This is a genomic window from Pseudonocardia sp. EC080619-01, assembly GCF_001420995.1.
Lineage (GTDB): Bacteria > Actinomycetota > Actinomycetes > Mycobacteriales > Pseudonocardiaceae > Pseudonocardia.
In genome coordinates this window covers 1,585,747-1,607,619 of the sequence record NZ_CP012184.1, presented here as the reverse complement: position 1 = coordinate 1,607,619, position 21,873 = coordinate 1,585,747, and the positions used below count along the sequence as shown (strand labels likewise).

Here is a 21,873-nt window from a genome sequence, read left to right as displayed (position 1 = left end):
CCGCTCCGTCAGGCCGCCGGGACCAGCCGCACGACGACCCACTTCGAGGTGGGCGTGCCCGACTCCAGGGCCTGCGAGTCCAATGGCACCAGCGGGTTCGTCTCCGGGTAGTACCCGGCGACACAGCCCTTCGGGGTGTCGTAGGAGACGAGCCGGAACCGTGGGGCACGCCGCTCGATCCCGTCCTCCCACTCGGACACGATGTCGACGTGGTCGCCGTCGGCCAGGTCCAGCTCGCGCAGGTCGTCGGGGTTCACGAACAGCACGCGCCGGCCCGAGTAGATGCCGCGGTAGCGGTCGTCGAGGCCGTAGACCGTGGTGTTGAACTGGTCGTGGCTGCGGATCGTCTGCAGCACGAGCCGTCCCTCGGGCACCGTCGCGACCTCCAGCGGGTTGACGGTGAACACCGCCCGGCCCTGCGCGGTGGGGAAGGTGCGGGAGTCGCGCGGCGGGTGCGGCATCGTGAAGCCGCCGCGGCGGCTGATCCGCTCCTCGTAGCCCTCGCAGCCGGGCACGACGCGACCGATGCGCTCCCGGATACGGGAGTAGTCGGACGCGAAGTCCCGCCACGGGATGCCGTGGCGGTCGCCGAGCGTGGCGTGTGCGACACCGCAGAGGATGTCGACCTCGGAGCGCAGCAGCGGCCCGGCCGGCGTGGCCCTCCCGCGGGAGGCGTGCACCGCCGACATCGAGTCCTCCACCGTCACCCGCTGCACGAGCCCGCCGGTGCGGTCGGCCTCGGTGCGGCCGAGGGCGGGGAGGACGAGCGCGTCGCGACCGGCGGCCAGGTGGCTGCGGTTGAGCTTGGTCGAGATCTGCACGGTGAGGTCGGCGGACCGCAGCGCGGCCTCGGTGACCCCGGTGTCCGACATGGCCGCGGCGAAGTTGCCGCCGAGCCCGACGAAGACGCGGACGTCGCCGTCCCGCATCGCACGGACGGTGGCCGCGGCGTCGTGACCGTGCTCGCGGGGCGGGTCGAAGCCGAACTCGGTGCCGAGCGCGTCGAGGAACGCGTCGGGCGCCTTCTCCCAGATGCCCATCGTGCGGTCGCCCTGCACGTTGGAGTGGCCGCGCACCGGGCACAGGCCGGCGCCCGGCTTGCCGATCATGCCGCGGGCCAGCGTCACGTTGACGATCTCCTGGACGGTCGCGACGCCGTTGCGGTGCTGGGTGATCCCCATCGCCCAGCAGTTCACCGTCCGCTTCGACGAGGCGATGAGCCGGGCCGCCTCCTCGATCTCGGCGCGGGTCAGCCCGGTCGCGGCGAGGACCGCGTCCCAGTCGAGGTCGCGGACGTGCCCGGCCCACGCCTCGTAGCCGACGGTGTGCCCCTCGACGAACTCCCGGTCGATCACGCTGCCGGGGTCGCGCTCCTCGGCGGCGAGCAGCAGGTGCCCGATCGCCTGCCAGAACGCGAGGTCCCCGTTCGAGCGGATCTGCAGGAACAGGTCGGCCAGCTCGGTGCCCCGGCCGGCGAGCCCGGTGGGGCGCTGCGGGTTGTCGAAGCGCAGCAGCCCGGCCTCGCGCAGCGGGTTGATCGCCAGGATCGTCGCGCCGTCGCGCTTCGCGATCTCCAGGGCGGACAGCATCCGCGGGTGGTTGGTGCCCGGGTTCTGCCCGGAGACGATGATCAGGTCCGCCTCGTGGATGTCCTGCAGCGAGACCGTGCCCTTGCCGACGCCGATGGTCCGGCCGAGCCCGACCGAGGTGGACTCGTGGCACATGTTCGAGCAGTCGGGCAGGTTGTTCGTGCCGTAGGCGCGCGCGAACAGCTGGTAGACGAACGCGGCCTCGTTGGACGCCCGCCCAGAGGTGTAGAACGCCGCCGCGTCGGGTGAGGGCAGCTCCCGCAGGTGCCTGCCGACCAGGGCGAACGCGTCGTCCCAGGAGATCGGCTCGTAGTGGTCGGCGCCGTCCCGGCGCACCATCGGGTGGGTGAGCCGGCCCTGGCTCTCCAGCCAGTAGTCGGTGCGCTCGTCGAGCTCGGAGATCGGGTGCTCGGCGAAGAACTCCGGCCCGACGGTGTCGCGCTGACCCTCCCAGGAGACGGCCTTCGCCCCGTTCTCGCAGAACTCGGCGGTGTGCCGGTGTCCCTGAGGGTCAGGCCAGGCGCACGACATGCAGTCGAACCCGTCGACCTGGTTGAGGGTGAGCAGGTTCTTCGCCGTCCGGACCGGGCCCATCTGGCGCAGCGCCCGGGACATCGACACCCGCACGGCTTTCAGCCCTGCTGCGTGGTCGGCGGGGGCGCCGATGCGGAGGTCGGTCTCCTCCTCGTCGATACGGAGGTCGCCGGGTCCGTGCGGGGAAGGCGTGGCAGTCACGTCGGAAGTGTCCCATTTCCGGATCATGGCGGGTCGCTGTGCGGTGCCCGAGCGACGGCCGTCACAGCACCGCGCGGACGGCCCGCTCGAACCCGGTCACGTGCTCGCGGCAGATCGCCTCGGCCCGTGCGGCGTCGCCGTCGGCGATCGCGGTCAGCATGTCCCCGTGCTCGCCGACGTGCCGGTCGACGTGGTCGAGGCGCTCCAGGAACAGGCAGTGGATCCGGGTCGCGAGGTTGTGGTGGTGGGTCAGCGTGTCCTCGAGGTAGGGGTTGCCCGCGGCCCGGTACATCGACCGGTGCACCGCGACGTCCCACCGCATCAGCTCGGTGCGTCCCGTCCGTCCGGGGTCGAGCGCCCGGATCCGCTCCGCGAGCGCGCGGAGCTCCGCGCGCCGGGCGGGCGGGGCGGACTCCGCCGCCCGGCGCGCGGCCAGCGGCTCCAGCGCGGTGCGGACGTCGGAGACGTCGCGCAGGTCCGAGATGTCGACGGCCGTCGCGAACGTCCCGCGACGCGGGTAGGAGACCAGGAGCCGCTCGCTCTGCAATCTCTTGATCGCCTCCCGCACGGGGGTGCGCCCGAGGCCGAGCACGGCCGAGACGCCCTCGTCGTCGATCGGGGCCAGTGGCGGGATGACGAGCATGATCAGCTGGTCGCGGAGGGCGACGTAGGCGCGGTCGGCCATCGAGACCGGGGTGTCGAACTCCAGGAGGAGGTCGGGGTGGGCCGCGGAGTGGGGGAGCGCGGTCACCTCAGCACTCCACGATGGTGAGCGCGAGCCCGCCGCGGGCGGTCTCCTTGTACTTGTCCTTCATGTCCGCCCCGGTCTCCCGCATCGTTGTGATCGCCTTGTCCAGTGAGACGTGGTGCGTGCCGTCGCCGTGCAGCGCCATCCGGGCCGCGGTGATCGCCTTGACCGACGCCACCGCGTTGCGCTCGATGCACGGGATCTGCACCAGCCCGCCGACGGGGTCGCAGGTCAGCCCCAGGTTGTGCTCGATGCCGATCTCGGCGGCGTTCTCGACCTTCTCCGGGGTCGCGCCGATGATCTCGGCCAGCCCGGCCGCCGCCATCGCGCAGGCCGAGCCGACCTCGCCCTGGCAGCCGACCTCCGCCCCGGAGATCGAGGCGTTCTCCTTGAACAGCGCCCCCACCGCGCCCGCGGTGAGCAGGAAGCGGACGACGGCGTCGTCGTCGACACCGGGGACGAACCTCGCCGCGTAGTGCAGCACCGCGGGCACGATGCCGGCGGCGCCGTTGGTCGGGGCGGTGACCACGCGGCCGCCCGCGGCGTTCTCCTCGTTGACGGCCAGCGCGTAGAGGGTCACCCACTCCATGGCGTGCAACGCGTCCGGCTCGCCGGTCGCCGCCTCCAGGTGCGCGCGCAGCGCGGCGGCCCGGCGCCGCACGCGCAGCCCGCCGGGGAGGACGCCCCCCGTCGTCGTGCCCCGTTCGACGCACTCCTGCATCACCGACCAGATGTGCAGCAGCTCCGCGCGGACCTGCGCCTCGGTCCGCCAGGACAGCTCGTTGGCGAGCATGACCTGCGAGATCGGCAGGCCGTGCGTGCGGGTCAGGCCGAGCAGCTCGTCACCGGTGGTGAAGGGGTACGCGACCGGGGTGTCGTCCTCGACGAGGGCCGGGCCGTCCGCCGTGCCGGGGTCGAGGACGAACCCGCCACCCACCGAGTAGTACTCGCGGCGCTCGAGCACCGTGCCGTCGGCGGCGCGGGCGTGCAGCAGCATGCCGTTCGGGTGGAGGTCGAGACTCCGGTTCCGGTGCAGCACGACGTCGTCGTCGACCGCGAAGGCGATCTCGTGGGAGCCGCCGAGCCGGAGCCGGCCGTCCGCGCGGACGGCGTCGACCAGCGGGCCGGCCCGGACCGGGTCGACCAGGTGCGGCTCGTGTCCGGCCAGCCCGAGGACGACCGCCGGGACGCTGCCGTGCCCGTGCCCGGTCGCGCCCAGGGAGCCGAACAGCTCCACCCGGACCGACGCGGTCCGCGCCAGGAGACCGGACGCGGCCAGCCGGCCGACGAACAGGTGGGCGGCCCGCATGGGCCCGACGGTGTGCGAGCTCGACGGCCCGATGCCGACCTTGAACATGTCGAACACGGAGATGGTCACGAGGGCTCCCGTCGCCGCCGGACGCTGGACGTACAGAAGATACTAGACTGATATATCAAACCTGCCAAGAGTGTGCCCAGCACCGGGGCGGCGTCAGTGCGGGCGGTGCCTGCGGGGCTGCTCCATCGGGATCCCGTCCGCCGAGAGCGGTGGCGGTGGCAGGTCCGCACTGGAGGTCAGCGGAGCCGCGCCCGCCAGCGGCCTGCCCGCGGACTCCTGCAGGAACAGCACGCTGACCACGCCCACCACGCCCGCGCCGACCAGGTAGTAGCCGGGCCAGTCGAGATCACCGGTGGTGGTCACGGCGGTCTCGATGATCGTGGGCGCGGTACCGGCGAAGATCGAGACGAACAGGTTGAAGACGACACCGAGGCCGCCGTATCGGACCATCGTGGGGAACTGCGCGGGCAGCGTCGAGGGGGCGACGGCGGCGAAGCACGCCAGGATCGTTCCCACCATCAGCAGGCCGATCGTCTGGCCGAGCAGGCCGTCGCGCATCAGCCACACCGCGGGCAGGCCCAGCACGACCAGGGCGAGGCCGCCCGTCATGAGGATCGGCCTGCGGCCGATCCGGTCGCTCAGCCTGCCGACCGGGACGACGATGCCGAGCACGAACAGCATCACCGCCACCTGCATGGCCCCGGCGGCGCCGGTCGCGCCGTCCTCGCCGTAGCGGGGCAGGGTGCTCGTCAGGTAGGTCGGCATGTAGTTGGTGAGCACGTAGTTGGTGACGTTCCACGCGACGACGAGGCCGCCGGCCACCAGTGCCGGGGCCCGGTACCGGGTGAGCAGGATCTGCATCGCGCGCCGGTAGGGCATCGTCGAGAGGGCGGGGGAGCGGTCCATGAGCTGGCGGAAGGCCGGGGTGTCCTCCAGGCGCATCCGCAGGTAGATGCCGGCGACGCCCAGCGGCAGGGCGAGGACGAAGGGGATCCGCCAGCCCCAGGCGAGGAGGTCCTCCTCGGGCAGCACGGCGACCACCGTGCCGCAGACACCGGCCCCGAGTGTGTAGCCGGTGATCGTGCCGAACTCCAGCCAGCTGCCGAAGAACCCGCGCCGCCGGTCCGGTGCGTACTCGGCGACGAGGGTGAGCGCGCCGGTGTACTCGCCGCCGGCCGAGAAGCCCTGCAGCATCCGGATGAACAGCACCAGCAGCGGTGCGGCGATCCCGATCGTGTCGTGGCTCGGCACCAGGCCCAGTGCGAGGGTGGCCACCGTCATCAGCAGCACGGTGAAGGAGAGGACCCGGGTCCGTCCGATCCGGTCACCGAGCGGGCCGAACACGAACCCGCCCAGCGGGCGCACGACGAAGGCCGCCGCGAACGTCCCGAGGGTCAGCACGCCCGACCACTCGCCGGCCTCCGGGAAGAGCACCCGGTTCAGCACGACCGCGGCGAGGTAGGAGAAGAGCCCGAAGTCGTACCACTCGGCCACGTTCCCGATCGACGCCGCGGTGGCCGCGCGGCGGACCGTGCGCTCCTCCTCGACCGCCGGAGCGGGCCCGCCCCGCGGGCGTCTCCGCGGGCTGCTGGTCATGGGGTCCCCTAAGGTCGTAGGTGTTCGGGGTTGGTGCCCCGGATGCCCGGGACGACGGGGTGTGGCTGATGAGGTGTTGTCGCTTCGGTGGCTCGGAAGGAATGGCCGCCCCGTCGTGCTGGACAGGCCTGGCCACTGATTCGGATCTGTGCGGACCGTCGCTGATTAGGGACCTGATGGCGGGTTGTCCACGGGCGTGACCTGCAACGACAGGAGCCTGCGCGTGGCGCAACGGCCAGTGATCTGGATCGGGATCGACGTCGGGAAGAGGACGCACCATGCGTGCGCGATCGATACCGACGGCAAGGTGGTGTTCTCCCGCAAGGTCAGCAACGACCAGGCCGCGATCGAGGCGTTGCTGGCCCGCGCTGCGGAAGCGGCCCAGGACGTGCGGTGGGCCATCGACCTGACCTGCAGCTATGCGGCGCTGCTGCAGGTGGTCCTCACCGCGGCCGACCAGCAGGTGGTCTATGTCCCCGGTCGGGTCGTCGACCGGATGAGCGGCGTGTTCCGGGGCGAGGCCAAGACCGACGCCCGTGACGCGAAGGTCATCGCCGAGACCGCCCGCATGCGCGGCGCCGACCTCACCACGGTCACCGCCACTGATGAGACCACTGCCGAACTGGCCCGGCTCGTGGCCCATCGCGAGGACCTGATGGCCGACTGGGTGCGCGGGGTCAACCGGCTGCGTGACCTGCTCGGGTCGATCTTTCCCGGTCTCGAGGCGGCATTCGACTATTCCACCCGCAGCGCTCTGGTGCTGGTCACCGGGTTCCAGACACCCCAGGCCCTCCGGGACGCCGGCGAGGCAGGGGTGATCGAGTACCTGCGTGCCCATCGGGCGTGGGCACCGGGTATTGCTGCGATGGCCGCCACCGCGGTCGAGGTCGCCCACGCCCAGACCGTGGCACTGCCCAGCGAGACGCGGACCGCGATCCTTGTTGCCGGCCTGGCCCGACGACTGCTGGAACTCGACCGGGAGATCAAGGACACCGACAAGCTGATCACCACCGTGTTCCGCTCCCACCCGGACGCGGCGATCATCGAGTCGCCGCCCGGTCTCGGACCCATCCTGGGCGCGGAGTTCCTCACCGCCACCCACGGCGGTGTCGGCCCTGAACTGGGCGGATTCACCTCTCCAGGGCGGCTGGCCTCCTACGCCGGACTCGTCCCGGTGCCCCAGGACTCCGGCCGGATCAGCGGGAACCTGCGTCGCCCACGACGCTACAACCGCCGCCTGCGGCGAGTGTTCTACATGGCCGCACTGTCCAGCCTCAAGGTCAATGGCCCGTCCCGGGCCTTCTACCAGCGCAAACGCAGCGAAAGAATGCTTCATACCCAGGCTCTGCTCGCCTTGGCCAGACGCCTGGTCGACGTCCTGTGGGCCCTGCTGCGTGACCGGAGGATGTTCACCATCACCGCACCACAACCCGCTATCGCGGCTTGACACGGTCATTCGGATTCCTTCCGGCGCTGGAGGCACGTCGCGGCGCAGTGTCGCAACCCGGCCATCGTGGCCGACATGTCGTACGTGGTCCATCAGTGATATATCTTTCATCCGGTCGGCGGGGTCCTGCGGTCCGTGGCGCCGTGTGGTCCCCCGTCCGCCCCCGTCGTCGTCCGACGGCGAGCTGGTGAGCCGTGTCCCGAGTGGATCCCCTGGTGGCCGACCCCTTGTGCGACAGCCGGAGTCGATCCGGTGCGCCGGGCGGTCCCCGCGCGGCCGTCCGGGCGCCCGGACAGTCGGCCGACGCGGGGACCCGTGTGTCACCGGTCTGCTCCGGACGTGTGACGCCGGTGTTTCGGCTGCTCCGGACCCGGTCGCGCGGCGAAATCACTCGTTGACGACCGGCAGTGCCGGCCCCATCCTACGGTTGCGCATGAGATGGCGAGTTTCGCGATAGGCAACACAGGAGGAACCATGATCTTCGTGGGCGAGCTGTCCGACATCCCGGTCGGAGAGTCCGTTCGTGTCCTGGGGACGGTGGCGATCGCGGTGTTCAATGTCGACGGCGAGCTCTTCGCCATCGACGACACCTGCACCCACCAGGACGCCTCGCTGTCCGACGGCTGGCTCGAGGGCTGCGCGGTCGAGTGCCCGCTGCACGCGGCCTGCTTCGACCTCCGCACCGGCCGGCCGAGCGGCCCGCCCGCCAAGACACCCGTCCGCACCCATGCCGTGGTCGTCGACGACGACCGGGTCTTCGTCGACGAGTCCGTCCCGGCCGGCGCCGAGACGGCCGGGCTGGCGACCGGGGTCGCGCCCTGATGCGCGACGTGACCGTGGTCGGGGCCTCGCTCGCCGGGCTCGCGACCGTCCGGGCGTTGCGCGAGCAGGGCTTCGACGGCCGGATCGTGGTCGTGGGCGACGAGAAGCACGCCCCGTACGACCGGCCCCCGCTGTCGAAGGAGTTCCTCGCGGGCTCCGCGTCCGAGGAGGACATCGCGCTCGCCGGGCCGGACGACGCCGAGCCGGCGGCCGAGTGGCGGCTCGGCCGCACGGCGATCGCGCTCGACGGTCCGGGCCGGGTCGTCACCCTCGACGACGGCGAGCGCCTGGCCTCCGACGCCGTCGTCCTCGCCACGGGGGCCCGGGCCCGCACCCTCCCGGGCGAGCTCCCCCGGGGGGCGCACACCCTGCGCACCCTCGACGACGCCCGCGCCCTGCGGGCCGATCTCGTACCGGGCAGGCGGCTGGTCGTGATCGGAGCCGGGTTCGTCGGCGCCGAGGTCGCGTCGACCGCGGCCGGGCTCGGGCTCGACGTCGACGTCGTCGAGGCCGCCCCGGTCCCGCTGCACCGCGCGCTCGGTCCGGAGCTGGGGGCCGCCTGCGGCCTCCTGCACGAGCACAACGGGGTGCGCCTGCACCGGGGGACCGGCGTCGCCGGGCTCGGCGGGTCGCCCCGGGTGACCGCGGTCCGGCTCGACGACGGCCGGGAGCTCCCGGCCGACGTGGTGGTGGCCGGCATCGGTGCCGCGCCCAACGTGGAGTGGCTGGCGGGGTCCGGGCTGGAGCTCGACGACGGGGTCGTCACCGACTCCCGCGGGGTGACGGCGCTGCCCGGGGTCGTCGCGGTCGGGGACTGTGCCCGGACGCACCGCGACTACACCGGGAGCCGGCTGCGGCTGGAGCACTGGACCAACGCCCTGCAGCAACCCGCGGTCGCCATCGCGGCGCTGCTCGGGACCACGCACACGCTGCCGTCGCACCACGCCGTGCCCTACTTCTGGTCCGACCAGTACGGCCACCGGATCCAGTTCGCCGGGCACCGCGCGGCGGACGGGACGGTCCGGGTGGAGGAGGGCGACCCCGCGGAGCCCGCGGCGGGTCTCCTGGCGCTCTTCCTGGACGCCGCGGGCGAGCCCGTCGGCGTCGTCGGGATCGACCGGCCCCGCCCGTTCGGCCGGTGGCGCCGGGAGCTGGCCGGACGCCTGTAGCCGGTGGTCGCGCGTGTGGTGCAGGTCCCCGGCGGGCCTGCACCACACGCATGCCCGGGGCCCGCAGCAGGCCGCCCGGCGATGCGTCCGAGTCGCCCCTGACGGCCTCTTGACCGTGCAGAACCAGGCGTGCCAGTCTCGTGCGTGTTGATATATCAATCCTCTTGTTCAGATATGTGGAGGTGGCCATGACGACGTCCGCCGTGGACCGGATCGGGACCGGGCCGGGTGCGTCCACCGGCCCGCTGGACGGGTCGCTGCAGCACACCGACCCCGAGGTGCACGCCGCCGTCGCCGCCGAGCTCGGCCGCCAGCGGCGGACCCTGGAGATGATCGCCAGCGAGAACTTCGCGCCGCAGGCGGTCATGGAGGCGCAGGGGTCGGTCCTGACCAACAAGTACGCCGAGGGCTACCCGGGCCGGCGCTACTACGGCGGCTGCGAGCACGTCGACGTGATCGAGCAGCTGGCGATCGACCGGTTGACGGAGCTCTTCGGGGCCGGGTTCGCGAACGTCCAGCCGCACTCCGGGGCGCAGGCCAACGCCGCAGCGATGGCCGCGCTGCTCGACCCGGGCGACACGATCCTCGGCCTGGACCTCGCCCACGGCGGGCACCTCACACACGGGATGCGGCTGAACTTCTCGGGCCGGCTCTACGACGTCGCGGCGTACCACGTCCGCCCCGACGACCACCGGGTCGACATGGACGAGGTCGAGCGCCTGGCCCACGAGCGACGGCCGAAGCTGATCGTCGCCGGGTGGTCGGCGTACCCGCGGCACCTCGACTTCGCCGCGTTCCGGCGGATCGCCGACGCCGTCGGCGCGTACCTGATGGTCGACATGGCGCACTTCGCCGGGCTCGTCGCCGCCGGGCTGCACCCGTCGCCGGTGCCGTACGCCGACGTCGTCACCAGCACCACCCACAAGACCCTCGGCGGCCCGCGCGGGGGCGTGATCCTCGCCAGGGCGGAGCTCGCGAAGAAGCTGAACTCGACGGTCTTCCCGGGGCAGCAGGGCGGCCCGCTGGAGCACGTGATCGCCGCCAAGGCCGTGGCGTTCCGGCTCGCCGGGACGCCCGCGTTCGCCGAGCGCCAGCAGCGCACGCTCGACGGCGCGCAGCTCATCGCGTCCCGGTTGCTCGACGAGTCCGGCGTCGGCGTCGTCTCCGGGGGTACCGACGTGCACCTCGTCCTGGTCGACCTGCGCGAGTCCGAACTCGACGGCAAGCAGGCCGAGGACCGGCTGCACCGGGTCGGGATCACCGTCAACCGCAACGCCGTCCCGTTCGACCCCCGGCCGCCGATGGTCAGCTCGGGCCTCCGGATCGGCACCCCCGCCCTCGCCGCCCGTGGCTTCGGCGCCGGCGAGTTCGCCGAGGTCGCCGACGTCATCGCCCGCACGCTGCGCCCGGGCGTCACCGGGTCCGAGCTGGACGTCCTGTCCGGCCGCGTCACCGCACTCGCCGACCGCCACCCCCTCTACCCGGAGCTCTGACGCCGTGAGCACCACGACCGCGACCGCCGGCGACCCTCCCGGCGCGGACCTGCCCGAGCACCCCGACTTCCTCTGGCGCAACCCGGAGCCGAAGCGCTCCTACGACGTCGTGATCGTCGGCGGCGGCGGGCACGGCCTGGCCACCGCCCACTACCTGGTGCGCAACCACGGGATCACCAACGTGGCGGTCCTGGAGAAGGGCTGGCTGGCCGGCGGGAACATGGCCCGCAACACCACCCTGATCCGGTCCAACTATCTCCTGGACGAGTCGGCGTTCGTCTACGAGCACGCCCTGAAGCTGTGGGAGGGGCTGGAGGAGGACCTCGACTACCCGATCCTGTTCTCCCAGCGCGGGGTGCTCAACCTCGCCCACACCGAGCAGGACGTCCGCGACTCGGTCCGCCGGGTCGAGGCGAACAGGCTCAACGGGATCGACGCCGAGTACCTCGGCCCGGACGACGTCGCGAAGATCTGCCCGATCCTGAACGTCTCCGACGACATCCGCTACCCGGTGCTCGGCGCGACCTACCAGCCGCGGGCCGGGATCGCCAAGCACGACTACGTGGCCTGGGGCTTCGGCCGCCGGGTCGACGAGGCGGGGGTGGACCTCATCCAGGACTGCGAGGTCCTGGACTTCCTCACCGAGGGCGACGTCGGTGACGGCACCGCCCGGGTCACCGGCATCCGCACGTCCCGCGGCGACATCGCCTGCGGGCAGGTCGCGCTCTGCGCGGCCGGGCACACCTCCACGCTGCTCGACCGGCTCGGGGTGCGCACGCCGCTGCAGTCGCACCCGCTGCAGGCCCTGGTCTCCGAGCTGCTCGAGCCGGTGCACCCGACGATCGTCATGTCCAACGCGGTGCACGTGTACGTCTCCCAGGCGCACAAGGGCGAGCTGGTGATGGGCGCCGGCGTGGACTCCTACAACGGCTACGGGCAGCGCGGGGCCTTCCACGTCATCGAACGGCAGATGGCCGCCGCCGTCGAGCTGTTCCCGGTCTTCGCCAGGGCGCACCTGCTGCGCAGCTGGGCCGGAATCGTCGACGTCACCCCGGACGCCTCGCCGATCGTCGGCCGGACCCCCTACGCGAACGTGCTGGTCAACTCCGGCTGGGGGACCGGTGGCTTCAAGGTCACCCCCGGCCTGGGCTGGTGCCTCGCGCACACGATCGCCACCGGCGAGCTGCACCCCCACATCGCCCCGTTCGCCCTCGACCGGTTCGTCACCGGCGCGCTCGTCGACGAGCACGGCGCCGCCGGCGTCGCCCACTGACCCCGCACCGTCCACACAGGAGCCCACCGTGCAACTGATCACCTGCCCGTGGTGCGGGCCCCGCGAGGAGCTCGAGTTCCACTACGGCGGCCAGGCCCACGTCGCCTACCCGGAGGACCCCCAGGAGCTGACCGACGAGCAGTGGGCCCACTTCGTGTTCTTCCGGGACAACCCGAAGGGGCCCTTCCCGGAGCGCTGGGTGCACGGCGCCGGATGCCGGCGCTGGTTCAACGCCGTCCGCGACACCCGTACCTACCAGTTCCTCGCGGTCTACCGGATCGGCGAGGCCCAGCCGCAGATCCCGGGGGCCACCACATGAGCCGCGTCCACGGCTACGGCCGCGTCGACCGCACCCGCACCGTCGCCTTCACCTTGGACGGCACCACCTACACCGGCCACCCCGGGGACACGCTCGCGTCGGCGCTGCTCGCGCACGGTGTCCGCGCCGTCGGCAGCAGCGTCACGCTCGGCAGGCCGCGCGGGATCGGTGCCGCCTGGACCGACGACCCGACCGGCCTCGTGCAGATCGAGGAGCCCTTCCCCGAGCCGATGCTGCAGGCCGCGGTGGTCGAGATCCACGACGGCCTGGTCGCCTGCGGGGTGAACGGCCGGGGCCGGCTCGCCGCCGTCGCCGACACCGCCCGCTACGACCACCGCCACGCGCACTGCGACACCCTCGTGATCGGGGCGGGCCCGGCCGGGCTGCTCGCCGCCCGCACCGCCGCGCGGCGGGGTGACCGCGTCGTCCTGGTCGACGACCGCCCGGAGGCCGGCGGCAGCCTGGCGCCGACCGACCGCATCGACGGCCGGGCGGCCCTGCGCTTCGTCGCCGACGTCGTCGCCGAGCTCGACCGGCACCCCGAGGTCCTGCACCTGCAACGCACCACCGCGTTCGGCCACTACGACGACGGGTTCGTGCTGGCGCTGGAGCGGCGCACGACAGGAACGAGCACCGAGCACCGGGGGACCGACGAACCGCGGAACCCGTCCCGGCAACGGGTGCACCGGATCCGGGCCGGGCGGGTCGTCGTCGCGGCCGGTGCGATCGAGCGCCCGGTCGCCTTCGCCGACAACGACCGCCCCGGGATCATGCTCGCCTCCGCGGCGCGTGAGTACCTGCACCGCTACGGCGTGCTCGCCGGGCAGGAGATCGCGGTCTTCACCACCGACGACGCCGCCTACGCCGCGGCCGCCGACCTCGCCGGTGCCGGGGCCCGGGTCACCCTGCTCGACGCCCGCGGCACCGCCCCCGCCGAGCGCGCCGCGACCTGCCGCGAGGCCGGTGTCGAGGTCCGCACCGGCACCGTCGTGGTGGGCACCGACGGCGGCGCCGACGGTGCCGTCACCGCCGCGCACACGGCGGGCCCGGACGGCGCCGGGACGGTCCCGTGCGACCTGCTGCTCGTCTCCGGTGGCTGGACGCCGTCCGCGCACCTGTTCAGCCACGTCCGCGGTGAGCTCGTGTACGACCCGGCACTCGGGGCCTTCCGGCCGGGCCCGGCGCTCGCCGGCACCGAGGTCGTCGGCGCCGCGAACGGCACGCTCGACCTGGCCGGATGCCTGTTCGAGGGTGCCGGGGGCGACGCCCCGAGCGTGCCGCCGGAGCCGCCCCGCACGCCCACCGCGGTGCTGTGGCGGACCCCGGGCGACCCGGCCCGCCAGTTCGTCGACCTCCAGCGCGACGCGACCGTCGCCGACATCGAGCGTGCCGTCGGCGCCGGCATGCGGTCGGTCGAGCACGTGAAGCGCTACACCACCATCGGCACCGCACACGACCAGGGCCGGACCTCCGGGATGATCGCCTCGGGGATCACCGCCGAGCTGCTCGGCCGCCCGGACGGCGACCTCGGGACCACGACGTTCCGCCCGCCGTTCACCCCGGTCGCGTTCGCCGCGCTGGCCGGACGCGAGCGCGGTGTGCTGTTCGACCCGGTCCGCACGACCGCCGTGCACCCCTGGCACGTCGCGCACGGCGCGGTGTTCGAGGACGTCGGGCAGTGGAAGCGCCCGCGCTACTACCCGCACCCCGGTGAGGACATGGACACCGCGGTGCTGCGCGAGTGCGCGGCCGTGCGGCGCGACGTCGGGATCCTCGACGGCTCCACCCTCGGCAAGATCGACGTGCAGGGCCCGGACGCCGGCGAGCTGCTCGACCGCGTCTACACGAACATGATGAGCACCCTGAAGGTCGGCCGGGTGCGCTACGGCGTCATGTGCGGCAACGACGGCATGGTCGTCGACGACGGCACCGTCCTGCGGATCGGTCCGGAGCGGTTCCTGCTCACCACCACCACCGGCAACGCCGCCGCCGTCCTCGACAGCCTCGAGGACTGGGTCCAGACCGAGTGGCCGGACCTGCGGGTGCACCTCGCGTCGGTCACCGAGCACTGGTCGGTGTTCCCGGTCGTCGGCCCGCGCTCGCGGGAGCTGATCGCCGAGGTCTTCCGCGACCTCGACGTCTCGAACGACGCCTTCGGGTTCATGAGCTGGCAGGACACCACGCTCGACGGGGTCCCGGTCCGGCTCGCCCGGATCTCCTTCTCCGGCGAGCTGGCCTACGAGGTGAACGTCGACTCCCGCTACGGCCTCGCGCTGTGGGAGCGGCTCGTCACCGTCGGGGCGCTCTGGGGGATCACCCCGTACGGGACCGAGACGATGCACGTCCTCCGCGCCGAGAAGGGCTACCCGATCATCGGCCAGGACACCGACGGCACGGTCTCCCCGCACGACCTCGGCATGAGCTGGGCGGTGTCGAAGAAGAAGGAGGACTTCGTCGGGAAGCGGTCCTTCACCCGCGCCGAGAACCTCGATCCGCTGCGCAAGCAGCTCGTCGGCCTCCTCCCGACCGACTCCGCCACCCGGCTGCCCGAGGGGTCGCAGATCGTCGAGTTCGCCGCCGACGGCGCCCTGCCGCCGCCCCCGGTGCCGATGCTCGGCCACGTCACCTCCAGCTACCACAGCGCCGAGCTGGCCCGGCCGTTCGCGCTCGCACTGGTCGCGGGCGGCCGGGACCGGATCGGCGACGTCGTGCACGTCCCGTACCGCGGCGCGCTCGTCCCGGTGGAGATCACCGGAAGCGTCCTCGTCGACCCGGAAGGAGCCCGCCGTGATGGCTGAGACCCGCCCGCTGGAACCCGCCCGCCCCCTGGAGGCGTGGGAGCCGGAGTTCACCGCGCTGGCCCGGGAGACCGGCGGCGACCTGACGATCGAGGTCGAGGACGTCGGGCTGGCCACGAACCTTCGGCTGGACCCGGAGTCCCGCACCCGCGCCGTGGCGTCCGCGTTGCTCGGCGCGGAGATCCCGACCCGGCCGAACACCTGGGTCTCGACGTCCGACGGCGAGATCGTCTGGCTCGGCCCGGACGAGTGGCTCGTCACCAGCCGGCACGCCCGCCCGCACGCGGGGGAGGAGTCGCTGCGCTCGGTCGTCGCCGAGCACGGCGGGTCGGCCGTCGACGTGTCCGGGCAGCGGGTCGTGCTGCGGCTCCGCGGCCGCCTCGCCCGCGAGCTGCTCGCCCTCGGGTGCGCGCTCGACCTGCACCCGTCCGAGTTCCCGGCCGGCCGCTGCGCGCAGACCGTCGTCGCGCAGACCGGCGTGATCCTGGTGGCCCTCGGCCACGCCGACGACTACCTGCTGCACGTCCGCCCGTCGTTCGCCGGCCACCTCGCCGACCGGCTGCTCGACGCGGCGACCGAGTTCCGGGCCGCCCCAGCGCGGTGACCCGCCACCTCTCACCGGGCCGCCCGCCGCCCGCCGCCCGCGCGGCCCGGTGAAGAACAGGAGACCACCATGAACACGACCTCCCGTGTCGTCGTCATCGGAGCCGGGATCGTCGGGACCAACCTGGCGGACGAGCTCACCGCACGCGGCTGGACCGACGTCACCGTCGTCGACCAGGGGCCGCTGCCCCTGACCGGCGGATCCACCTCGCACGCCCCCGGGCTGGTCTTCCAGACCACCGGCTCGAAGACCATGACCGCCTTCGCGACCTACACCGTCGAGAAGCTGAAGGGCCTCGACACCGGCGACGGCGACGGCGGGTGGTGCTTCAACCAGGTCGGGGGCCTGGAGGTCGCGACCACCCCGGAGCGCCTCGCCGACCTGCACCGCAAGCAGGGCTGGTCGGTGTCCCGGGGCGTGCCGGCCACCGTCGTCGGGCCGGACGAGTGCGCCCGGCTGCACCCGCTCCTCGACCGCGACCGGGTGCTCGGCGGGCTGCACACCCCGACCGACGGCCTCGCCAAGGCGTCCCGCGCGGTCGTCGCCCTGACCCGGCGGGCGCAGGCCCGCGGCGCGGTGTTCCGCGGCTCCACCCGGGTCACCGGCATCGCGCAGGCCGGCGGCCGGGTGACCGGGGTCGAGACCGACGCCGGGGACACGATCCCGGCCGACGTCGTCGTGTCCTGCGCCGGGTTCTGGGGCCGCGAGCTGGGGAAGCTCGTCGGGATGCGGGTGCCGCTGCTGCCGCTGGCCCACCAGTACGCGCGCACCGGGCAGGTGGAGGACCTCGTCGGCCGCAACGACGAGCGGATCGAGGCCCGGATGCCGATCCTGCGCCACCAGGACGCCGACCTCTACTACCGCGAGCACAACGACTGCATCGGGATCGGCTCCTACGCGCACCGTCCGATGCCCGTCTCGATCGCCGAGCTGCCCGAGATCGGCGACGACGTCAGCGAGTCGGCCCAGCCCTCGATGCTGCCCTTCACCGAGGAGGACTTCGCAGCCCAGTGGGAGCAGAGCCGCGCGCTCCTGCCCGCGCTGCGGTCCGCGAAGGTCGAGACCGGGTTCAACGGCGTCTTCTCCTTCACCCCGGACGGCGGCCCGCTGATCGGGGAGTCGGCCGAGGTCGCCGGCTTCTGGATCGCCGAGGCCGTGTGGGTCACGCACTCGTCCGGTGTCGCCAGGGCGGTGGCCCAGCTGCTCACCGACGGCCGCAGCGACCTCGACCTGCACGGCTGCGACGTGCACCGGTTCGACGAGATCGAGACCACCGACGCCTACGTCGACGAGACCTCCCAGCAGAACTTCGCCGAGATCTACGACGTCCTGCACCCGCTGCAGCCCAAGCTGTCCCCGCGCGACGTGCGGGTCAGCCCGTTCCACGCCCGGCAGCGCGAGCTCGGCGCGTTCTTCCTCCAGGCGCACGCCTGGGAGCGCCCGCACTGGTACGAGGCGAACGCCGGCCTGGTGAAGGACCTGCCGCACGACTGGCGTCCGCCGTCGCGCGACCCGTGGTCGGCGATGTTCCACTCGCCGGTCGTCGCGGTCGAGGCGTGGAAGACCCGGACCGCCGTCGCGATGTACGACATGACCCCGCTCAAGCGGCTCGAGGTCACCGGGCCCGGCGCCTGCGCGTTCCTCGACGGGCTCGTCACCGGGAAGATGGACAAGTCGGTCGGCTCGGTGACCTACACCCTGATGCTCGACGAGGCGGGCGGTGTCCGCAGCGATCTCACCGTCGCGCGGCTCGGCGAGCAGCTGTTCCAGGTCGGGGCGAACTCCCACCTCGATCTCGATCACCTGCGCCGGTCACTCCCGGCCGACGGGAGCGCCCGGGTCCGGGACATCACCGGCGGTACCTGCTGCATCGGGGTGTGGGGCCCGCTCGCGCGGGACCTCGTCCAGCCGCTGACCGGCGACGACCTCTCGCACGAGGGCCTGAAGTTCTTCCGGGCGAGGGCCGCGCACATCGCCGGGATCCCGGTGACCGTGATGCGGCTGTCCTACGTCGGCGAGCTCGGCTGGGAGATCTACACCGGCGCCGAGTACGGGCAGAAGCTGTGGGACGCGCTGTACGCGGCGGGGCGCCCGCTCGGCGTCGTCGCCGCGGGCCGGGCCGCGTTCAACAGTCTCCGCATGGAGAAGGGCTACCGCTCCTGGGGTGCGGACATGACCACCGAGCACGACCCGTACGAGGCCGGTCTGGGTTTCGCGGTACGGCCGCAGACCAAGGGCGACTTCGTCGGGCGCGCCGCGGTGGAGGCGCTCGACCCGGAGGCGGTCACCCGGCGGCTGACCTGCCTGACCGTCGACGACGGCCGCAGCGTCGTCCTCGGCCACGAGGTCGTGCTGGTCGACGGCGAGCCCGCCGGTTACGTCACCTCGGCCGCGTACGCCTACACGCTCGGCGCCCCGGTGGCGTACGCCTGGCTGCCGGCCGGGCTGCCGGTCGGGGCCGGCGTCGAGATCCAGTACTTCGACCGCCGGATCCCGGCGTCGGTCGCGGCCGAGCCGCTGGTCGACCCGGAGATGACCCGCATCCGGCGCTGACCCGCCGGACCCTGCCCGCCGAACCCTGCCCGCCGCACCGCCTGCCCGCCGCACCGCCTGCCCGCCGCACCGCCTGCCCGCCGCACCGCCTGCCCGCCGCACCGCCTGCCCGCCGCACCGCCTGCCCGCCGCACCGCCTGCCCGCCGCACCGCCTGCCCGCCGCACAGCCGCACCGAAGGACCTCCATGCGCTCCGACACCCTCGACAGGTTCCTGTGGGACCTCGCCGCCCGCGTCCCCGCCCCCGGCGGTGGCGCGACGGCCGGCCTGCACCTCGCCCAGGCCGCCGCGCTGCTCGGCATGGTCGCCCGCTACAGCGACGGCGACCGCTACGCCCGCGACGCCGACACGATCTCGTCCGTGCGCAACCGCGCCGACGAGCTCCGCGTCGTCGGGATCGGGCTCGCCGAGGACGACGCCCGCGCCTTCGCCGCCGTCACCGCCGCCTACGCCCTGCCCCGGGGCACCGAGGAGGAGAAGGCGGCCCGGTCGTCGGCCATCGGGTGGGCGCTGGTCGAGGCGGGACGCGTCCCGGCCCGGGTCGTCCGGGAGGCCGGGCAGGTGGTCGACCTCGCCGAACGGCTGCGGCCGATCGGCAACCCGAACGTGATCACCGACGTCGGGGCCGCGGCCGACGCCGCCCGCGCGGCGGCGAGCACCGCCCGGCTCAACGTCGAGATCAACCTCGCGGGCATCACCGACCCGCTCGCGCGGATGGAGCTCGCCGAGGCTCTCGACGGGGTCGACGACGTCCTCCGCCGCGCCGACAAGGTCACCGCCGACGTACGGGAGCAGATCCGCCGATGACCACCACGTCCACGTCCGCGCCCGCCGCGGCCGTCCTCGACGGGACCGGGCTCGCGCGGGAGATCCGCGCGCGGGTCGCGGCCGGTGCGGCCGAGTCGGCCGGACGGGGCGTGCCGGTCCGGCTCGCCGTCGTCGTCGCCACCGACGACGAGGGCGCCGGCTGGTACGTCCGTTCGCTGTCCGGCGCGGCCGGCCGGGCCGGGATCGTGTGCGACGTCGTCGCGCTCGCCCCGGACGCCGACGCCGGGACGATCCGGCGCACCCTGGCCGGGCTGAGCGCCGACGACACGGTGCACGGGATCGTCCTGCAGACCCCGCTGCCCGACGGGGTGCGGGTCTCCGAGCTCGCCGCGGAGATCGTGCCCGAAAAGGACGTCGACGGGGCCAACCCGCTGTCCGTGGGCCGGCTCGCGGCGGGCCTGCCCGCCCACCCGCCGGCGACGGCGGCCGCCGTCCTGGCGCTCCTCGACCATCACGGCATCGCGCTCGCCGGCCGCAGCGCGGTCGTCGTCGGGCGGTCGCTGGTGGTCGGGAAACCCACCGCGCAGCTGCTGCTGCAGCGCGACGCCACGGTGTCGATCTGCCACCGGCACACCAAGGACCTCGCCGAGCACACCCGCCACGCCGACGTCCTGGTCGTGGCCGTCGGGCTGATCGGCCTGGTGCGCGCCGAGCACGTCGCGGAGGGCGCGATCGTCGTCGACGTCGGGACCAACACCGCCCCGGACGGCAGCCTCGCCGGCGACGTCGATGCCGCCGACGTCGCGACCCGGGCCGGGGGGATCACGCCCGTGCCGGGCGGGGTCGGCCCGGTGACGACGGCGCTGATCCTCGACCACACCGTGCGGTCGGCCCGGGCGCACGGCTGACCCGGTCGGGCGCGGTGGCTCAGACGACCGCGCGGATCGCCTTCTCGAACCCGATCACGTGGTCGCGGGCCCGCTGCTCGGCCTCGTCGGCCCTGCGCTCGCCGATCGCCCGGAGCAGGCCGGTGTGCTCGCCGACGTGCTGGTCGAAGTGCGACATCCGGTCCAGGAACAGACAGAAGATCCTGGTCGCCAGGTTGTCGTAACGGATCAGCGTGTCCTCGAGGTGCGGGTTCGCCGCGGCCGCGTAGATCGCGCGGTGCACGTGGAGGTCCCAGCGCATCAGGGAGTCGCGGTCGAGGGTCCGCACGTCGAGACCGTCGATCGTGTCGGCCAGCTCCACGAGGTCGGCGAGCACGGCGGTGCCCGCCGACTCGGCGGCCCGGCGGGCGGCGAGCGGCTCGAGCTGGACCCGGATCTCGGAGATGTAGGCGAGATCGGTGATGTCGACGCCGGTCGCGAACGTGCCGCGGCGCGGGTAGGAGATCACCAGACGGTCGATCTCGAGCCGCTTCAGCGCCTCCCGGACGGGGGTGCGGCCGACCTCCAGCGCCTTGGCCAGCGCGACGTCGTCGATCGCCGTCATCGGCGGGATGTCGAGCATGATCAGTCGGTCCCGGATCGCCGTGTAGGCCTTGTCGGCCAGGGAGGCGTACTCCGGCTCACTGACATCGGGAAGAGCGGTCACTACCGCATGGTAACCCCGCACACCGATCTGACAGTGCACCGTCAGTCCGCCGACTCTTGACGACAGTTGATATATCAATGCAGTATCTCCCGGGCGGGTCCTGTCGCCACGGCCCGCCCGGAGGACGCGGAAGCCCGAGGAGACACCGTGACCCGTTCGTTCATCCTGACCCTGAACTGCGCCAACCGCACCGGCATCGTGCGCGCGGTGAGCGCCTTCCTGTTCGAGCACGGCTGCGACATCGGGGAGTACCAGCAGTTCGACGACCCGATCCGCGAGCGGCTGTTCCTCCGCACCCAGGTCGTGGCCCCGGAGGGCGTCGACCTCGGCACGGTGGCCCGCGCCTTCGAGCCGGTGGCGACCGAGTTCGGGATGGACTACGCCTTCTCCGGCGACGCCCCGGCCCGGATCCTCGTGATGGTGTCCCGGCTGGGCCACTGCCTCAACGACCTGATCTTCCGGTGGCGGGCGGGCAACCTGGGCGCCGACATCGTCGCCGTCGTGTCGAACCATCCCGACCTGCGACCGATGGCGGAGGCCGCCGGCCTGCCGTTCGTGCACATCCCGGTGACGCCGGAGACGAAGCCGGAGGCCGAGGCACAGCTCCTGCGGACGGTCGACGAGTTCGACGCCGAGCTCGTCGTGCTCGCCCGCTACATGCAGGTGCTCTCCGACGAGACCTGCAAGGCGCTGCACGGCCGCGCCATCAACATCCACCACTCGTTCCTGCCCGGCTTCAAGGGCGCCCGGCCCTACCACCAGGCCTACGACCGCGGGGTGAAGCTGGTCGGTGCCACCGCGCACTACGTGACCCCCGACCTCGACGAGGGCCCGATCATCGAGCAGGAGGTCATCCGGATCGACCACGGTCACCACCCGACGGCGCTGCAGATGGTCGGCCGCGACGCCGAGGCCCTGGCCCTGTCCCGCGCGGTGCGCTGGCACTGCGAGCGCCGGGTCCTGCTGTCGGGGACGAGCACCGTCGTCTTCCGCTGACCCGACGCTCACAGGATCCGCTGACTCTCACGGGATCCGCTGACTCTCACGG

Annotated in this window: 17 protein-coding genes; 12 read left to right on the top strand and 5 right to left on the bottom strand. The window is 73.2% G+C overall.

The window, feature by feature from the left end; all coding sequences use genetic code 11:
* Window positions 1-8 precede the first annotated feature (8 nt).
* From AD017_RS07380 to AD017_RS07365, 4 genes are all read right to left on the bottom strand, one after another.
* Window positions 9-2,324 (bottom strand): FdhF/YdeP family oxidoreductase, encoded by a 2,316-nt coding sequence (locus AD017_RS07380; protein WP_060573687.1) that lies wholly within the window; start codon window positions 2,322-2,324, stop codon window positions 9-11.
* A 61-nt stretch (window positions 2,325-2,385) separates the two neighbouring features.
* Window positions 2,386-3,075, bottom strand: a complete 690-nt coding sequence (locus AD017_RS07375) for a GntR family transcriptional regulator (RefSeq protein WP_010240846.1) — start codon at window positions 3,073-3,075, stop codon at window positions 2,386-2,388.
* A gap of 1 nt (window position 3,076) precedes the next feature.
* The gene (locus AD017_RS07370) at window positions 3,077-4,450 is read right to left on the bottom strand and encodes an L-serine ammonia-lyase (protein ID WP_060573685.1); all 1,374 of its coding nucleotides are present in this window, start codon (window positions 4,448-4,450) and stop codon (window positions 3,077-3,079) included.
* A 93-nt stretch (window positions 4,451-4,543) separates the two neighbouring features.
* Window positions 4,544-5,986 carry an MFS transporter gene (locus tag AD017_RS07365; RefSeq protein WP_060573683.1) on the bottom strand — a complete coding sequence of 481 codons (1,443 nt, stop codon included), beginning with the start codon at window positions 5,984-5,986 and terminating at the stop codon, window positions 4,544-4,546.
* A 223-nt stretch (window positions 5,987-6,209) separates the two neighbouring features.
* Here AD017_RS07365 and AD017_RS07360 point away from each other — a divergent pair, with 223 nt between their 5' ends.
* The 11 genes from AD017_RS07360 to AD017_RS07310 all read left to right on the top strand — a co-directional run bounded on the left by AD017_RS07360 (window position 6,210) and on the right by AD017_RS07310 (window position 20,140).
* Complete coding sequence (locus AD017_RS07360; RefSeq protein ID WP_060573681.1) at window positions 6,210-7,433, top strand: IS110 family transposase; 1,224 nt, start codon at window positions 6,210-6,212, stop codon at window positions 7,431-7,433.
* 474 nt (window positions 7,434-7,907) lie between these two features.
* Complete coding sequence (locus AD017_RS07355; protein ID WP_060573679.1) at window positions 7,908-8,255, top strand: bifunctional 3-phenylpropionate/cinnamic acid dioxygenase ferredoxin subunit; 348 nt, start codon at window positions 7,908-7,910, stop codon at window positions 8,253-8,255.
* Complete coding sequence (locus AD017_RS07350) at window positions 8,255-9,424, top strand: NAD(P)/FAD-dependent oxidoreductase (protein WP_060573677.1); 1,170 nt, start codon at window positions 8,255-8,257, stop codon at window positions 9,422-9,424. Before AD017_RS07355 ends, AD017_RS07350 begins: the two co-directional genes overlap by 1 nt.
* Window positions 9,425-9,612: 188 nt before the next feature.
* Complete coding sequence (gene glyA / locus AD017_RS07345) at window positions 9,613-10,917, top strand: serine hydroxymethyltransferase (RefSeq protein WP_082538351.1); 1,305 nt, start codon at window positions 9,613-9,615, stop codon at window positions 10,915-10,917.
* A 4-nt stretch (window positions 10,918-10,921) separates the two neighbouring features.
* A complete protein-coding gene (locus AD017_RS07340; RefSeq protein WP_060573675.1) occupies window positions 10,922-12,190 on the top strand; it encodes a sarcosine oxidase subunit beta family protein in 1,269 nt (422 codons plus the stop codon).
* Between the two features lie 28 nt (window positions 12,191-12,218).
* On the top strand, window positions 12,219-12,509 hold the full coding sequence (locus AD017_RS07335) for a sarcosine oxidase subunit delta (protein WP_010240838.1): 291 nt from the start codon (window positions 12,219-12,221) through the stop codon (window positions 12,507-12,509).
* A complete protein-coding gene (locus AD017_RS07330; RefSeq protein ID WP_060573674.1) occupies window positions 12,506-15,307 on the top strand; it encodes a 2Fe-2S iron-sulfur cluster-binding protein in 2,802 nt (933 codons plus the stop codon). The genes AD017_RS07335 and AD017_RS07330 overlap by 4 nt, the downstream gene beginning before the upstream one ends.
* Window positions 15,300-15,911, top strand: a complete 612-nt coding sequence (locus tag AD017_RS07325; RefSeq protein ID WP_060573672.1) for a sarcosine oxidase subunit gamma — start codon at window positions 15,300-15,302, stop codon at window positions 15,909-15,911. Before AD017_RS07330 ends, AD017_RS07325 begins: the two co-directional genes overlap by 8 nt.
* A gap of 69 nt (window positions 15,912-15,980) precedes the next feature.
* On the top strand, window positions 15,981-18,464 hold the full coding sequence (locus AD017_RS07320; RefSeq protein ID WP_060573670.1) for an FAD-dependent oxidoreductase: 2,484 nt from the start codon (window positions 15,981-15,983) through the stop codon (window positions 18,462-18,464).
* 186 nt (window positions 18,465-18,650) lie between these two features.
* A complete protein-coding gene (locus AD017_RS07315) occupies window positions 18,651-19,271 on the top strand; it encodes a cyclodeaminase/cyclohydrolase family protein (RefSeq protein WP_060573668.1) in 621 nt (206 codons plus the stop codon).
* Window positions 19,268-20,140 (top strand): bifunctional 5,10-methylenetetrahydrofolate dehydrogenase/5,10-methenyltetrahydrofolate cyclohydrolase, encoded by an 873-nt coding sequence (locus tag AD017_RS07310; protein WP_060573666.1) that lies wholly within the window; start codon window positions 19,268-19,270, stop codon window positions 20,138-20,140. The genes AD017_RS07315 and AD017_RS07310 overlap by 4 nt, the downstream gene beginning before the upstream one ends.
* Before the next feature lie 19 nt (window positions 20,141-20,159).
* Here the strand turns inward: AD017_RS07310 and AD017_RS07305 are convergent, their stop codons facing one another.
* Window positions 20,160-20,825 (bottom strand): GntR family transcriptional regulator, encoded by a 666-nt coding sequence (locus AD017_RS07305; RefSeq protein ID WP_060573664.1) that lies wholly within the window; start codon window positions 20,823-20,825, stop codon window positions 20,160-20,162.
* A 147-nt stretch (window positions 20,826-20,972) separates the two neighbouring features.
* Between AD017_RS07305 and purU the strand changes: the two genes are divergently transcribed.
* Window positions 20,973-21,821: a formyltetrahydrofolate deformylase gene (gene purU / locus AD017_RS07300; protein WP_060573662.1), complete on the top strand. Its 849-nt coding sequence runs from the start codon at window positions 20,973-20,975 to the stop codon at window positions 21,819-21,821.
* The last annotated feature ends 52 nt before the right edge of the window (window positions 21,822-21,873 follow it).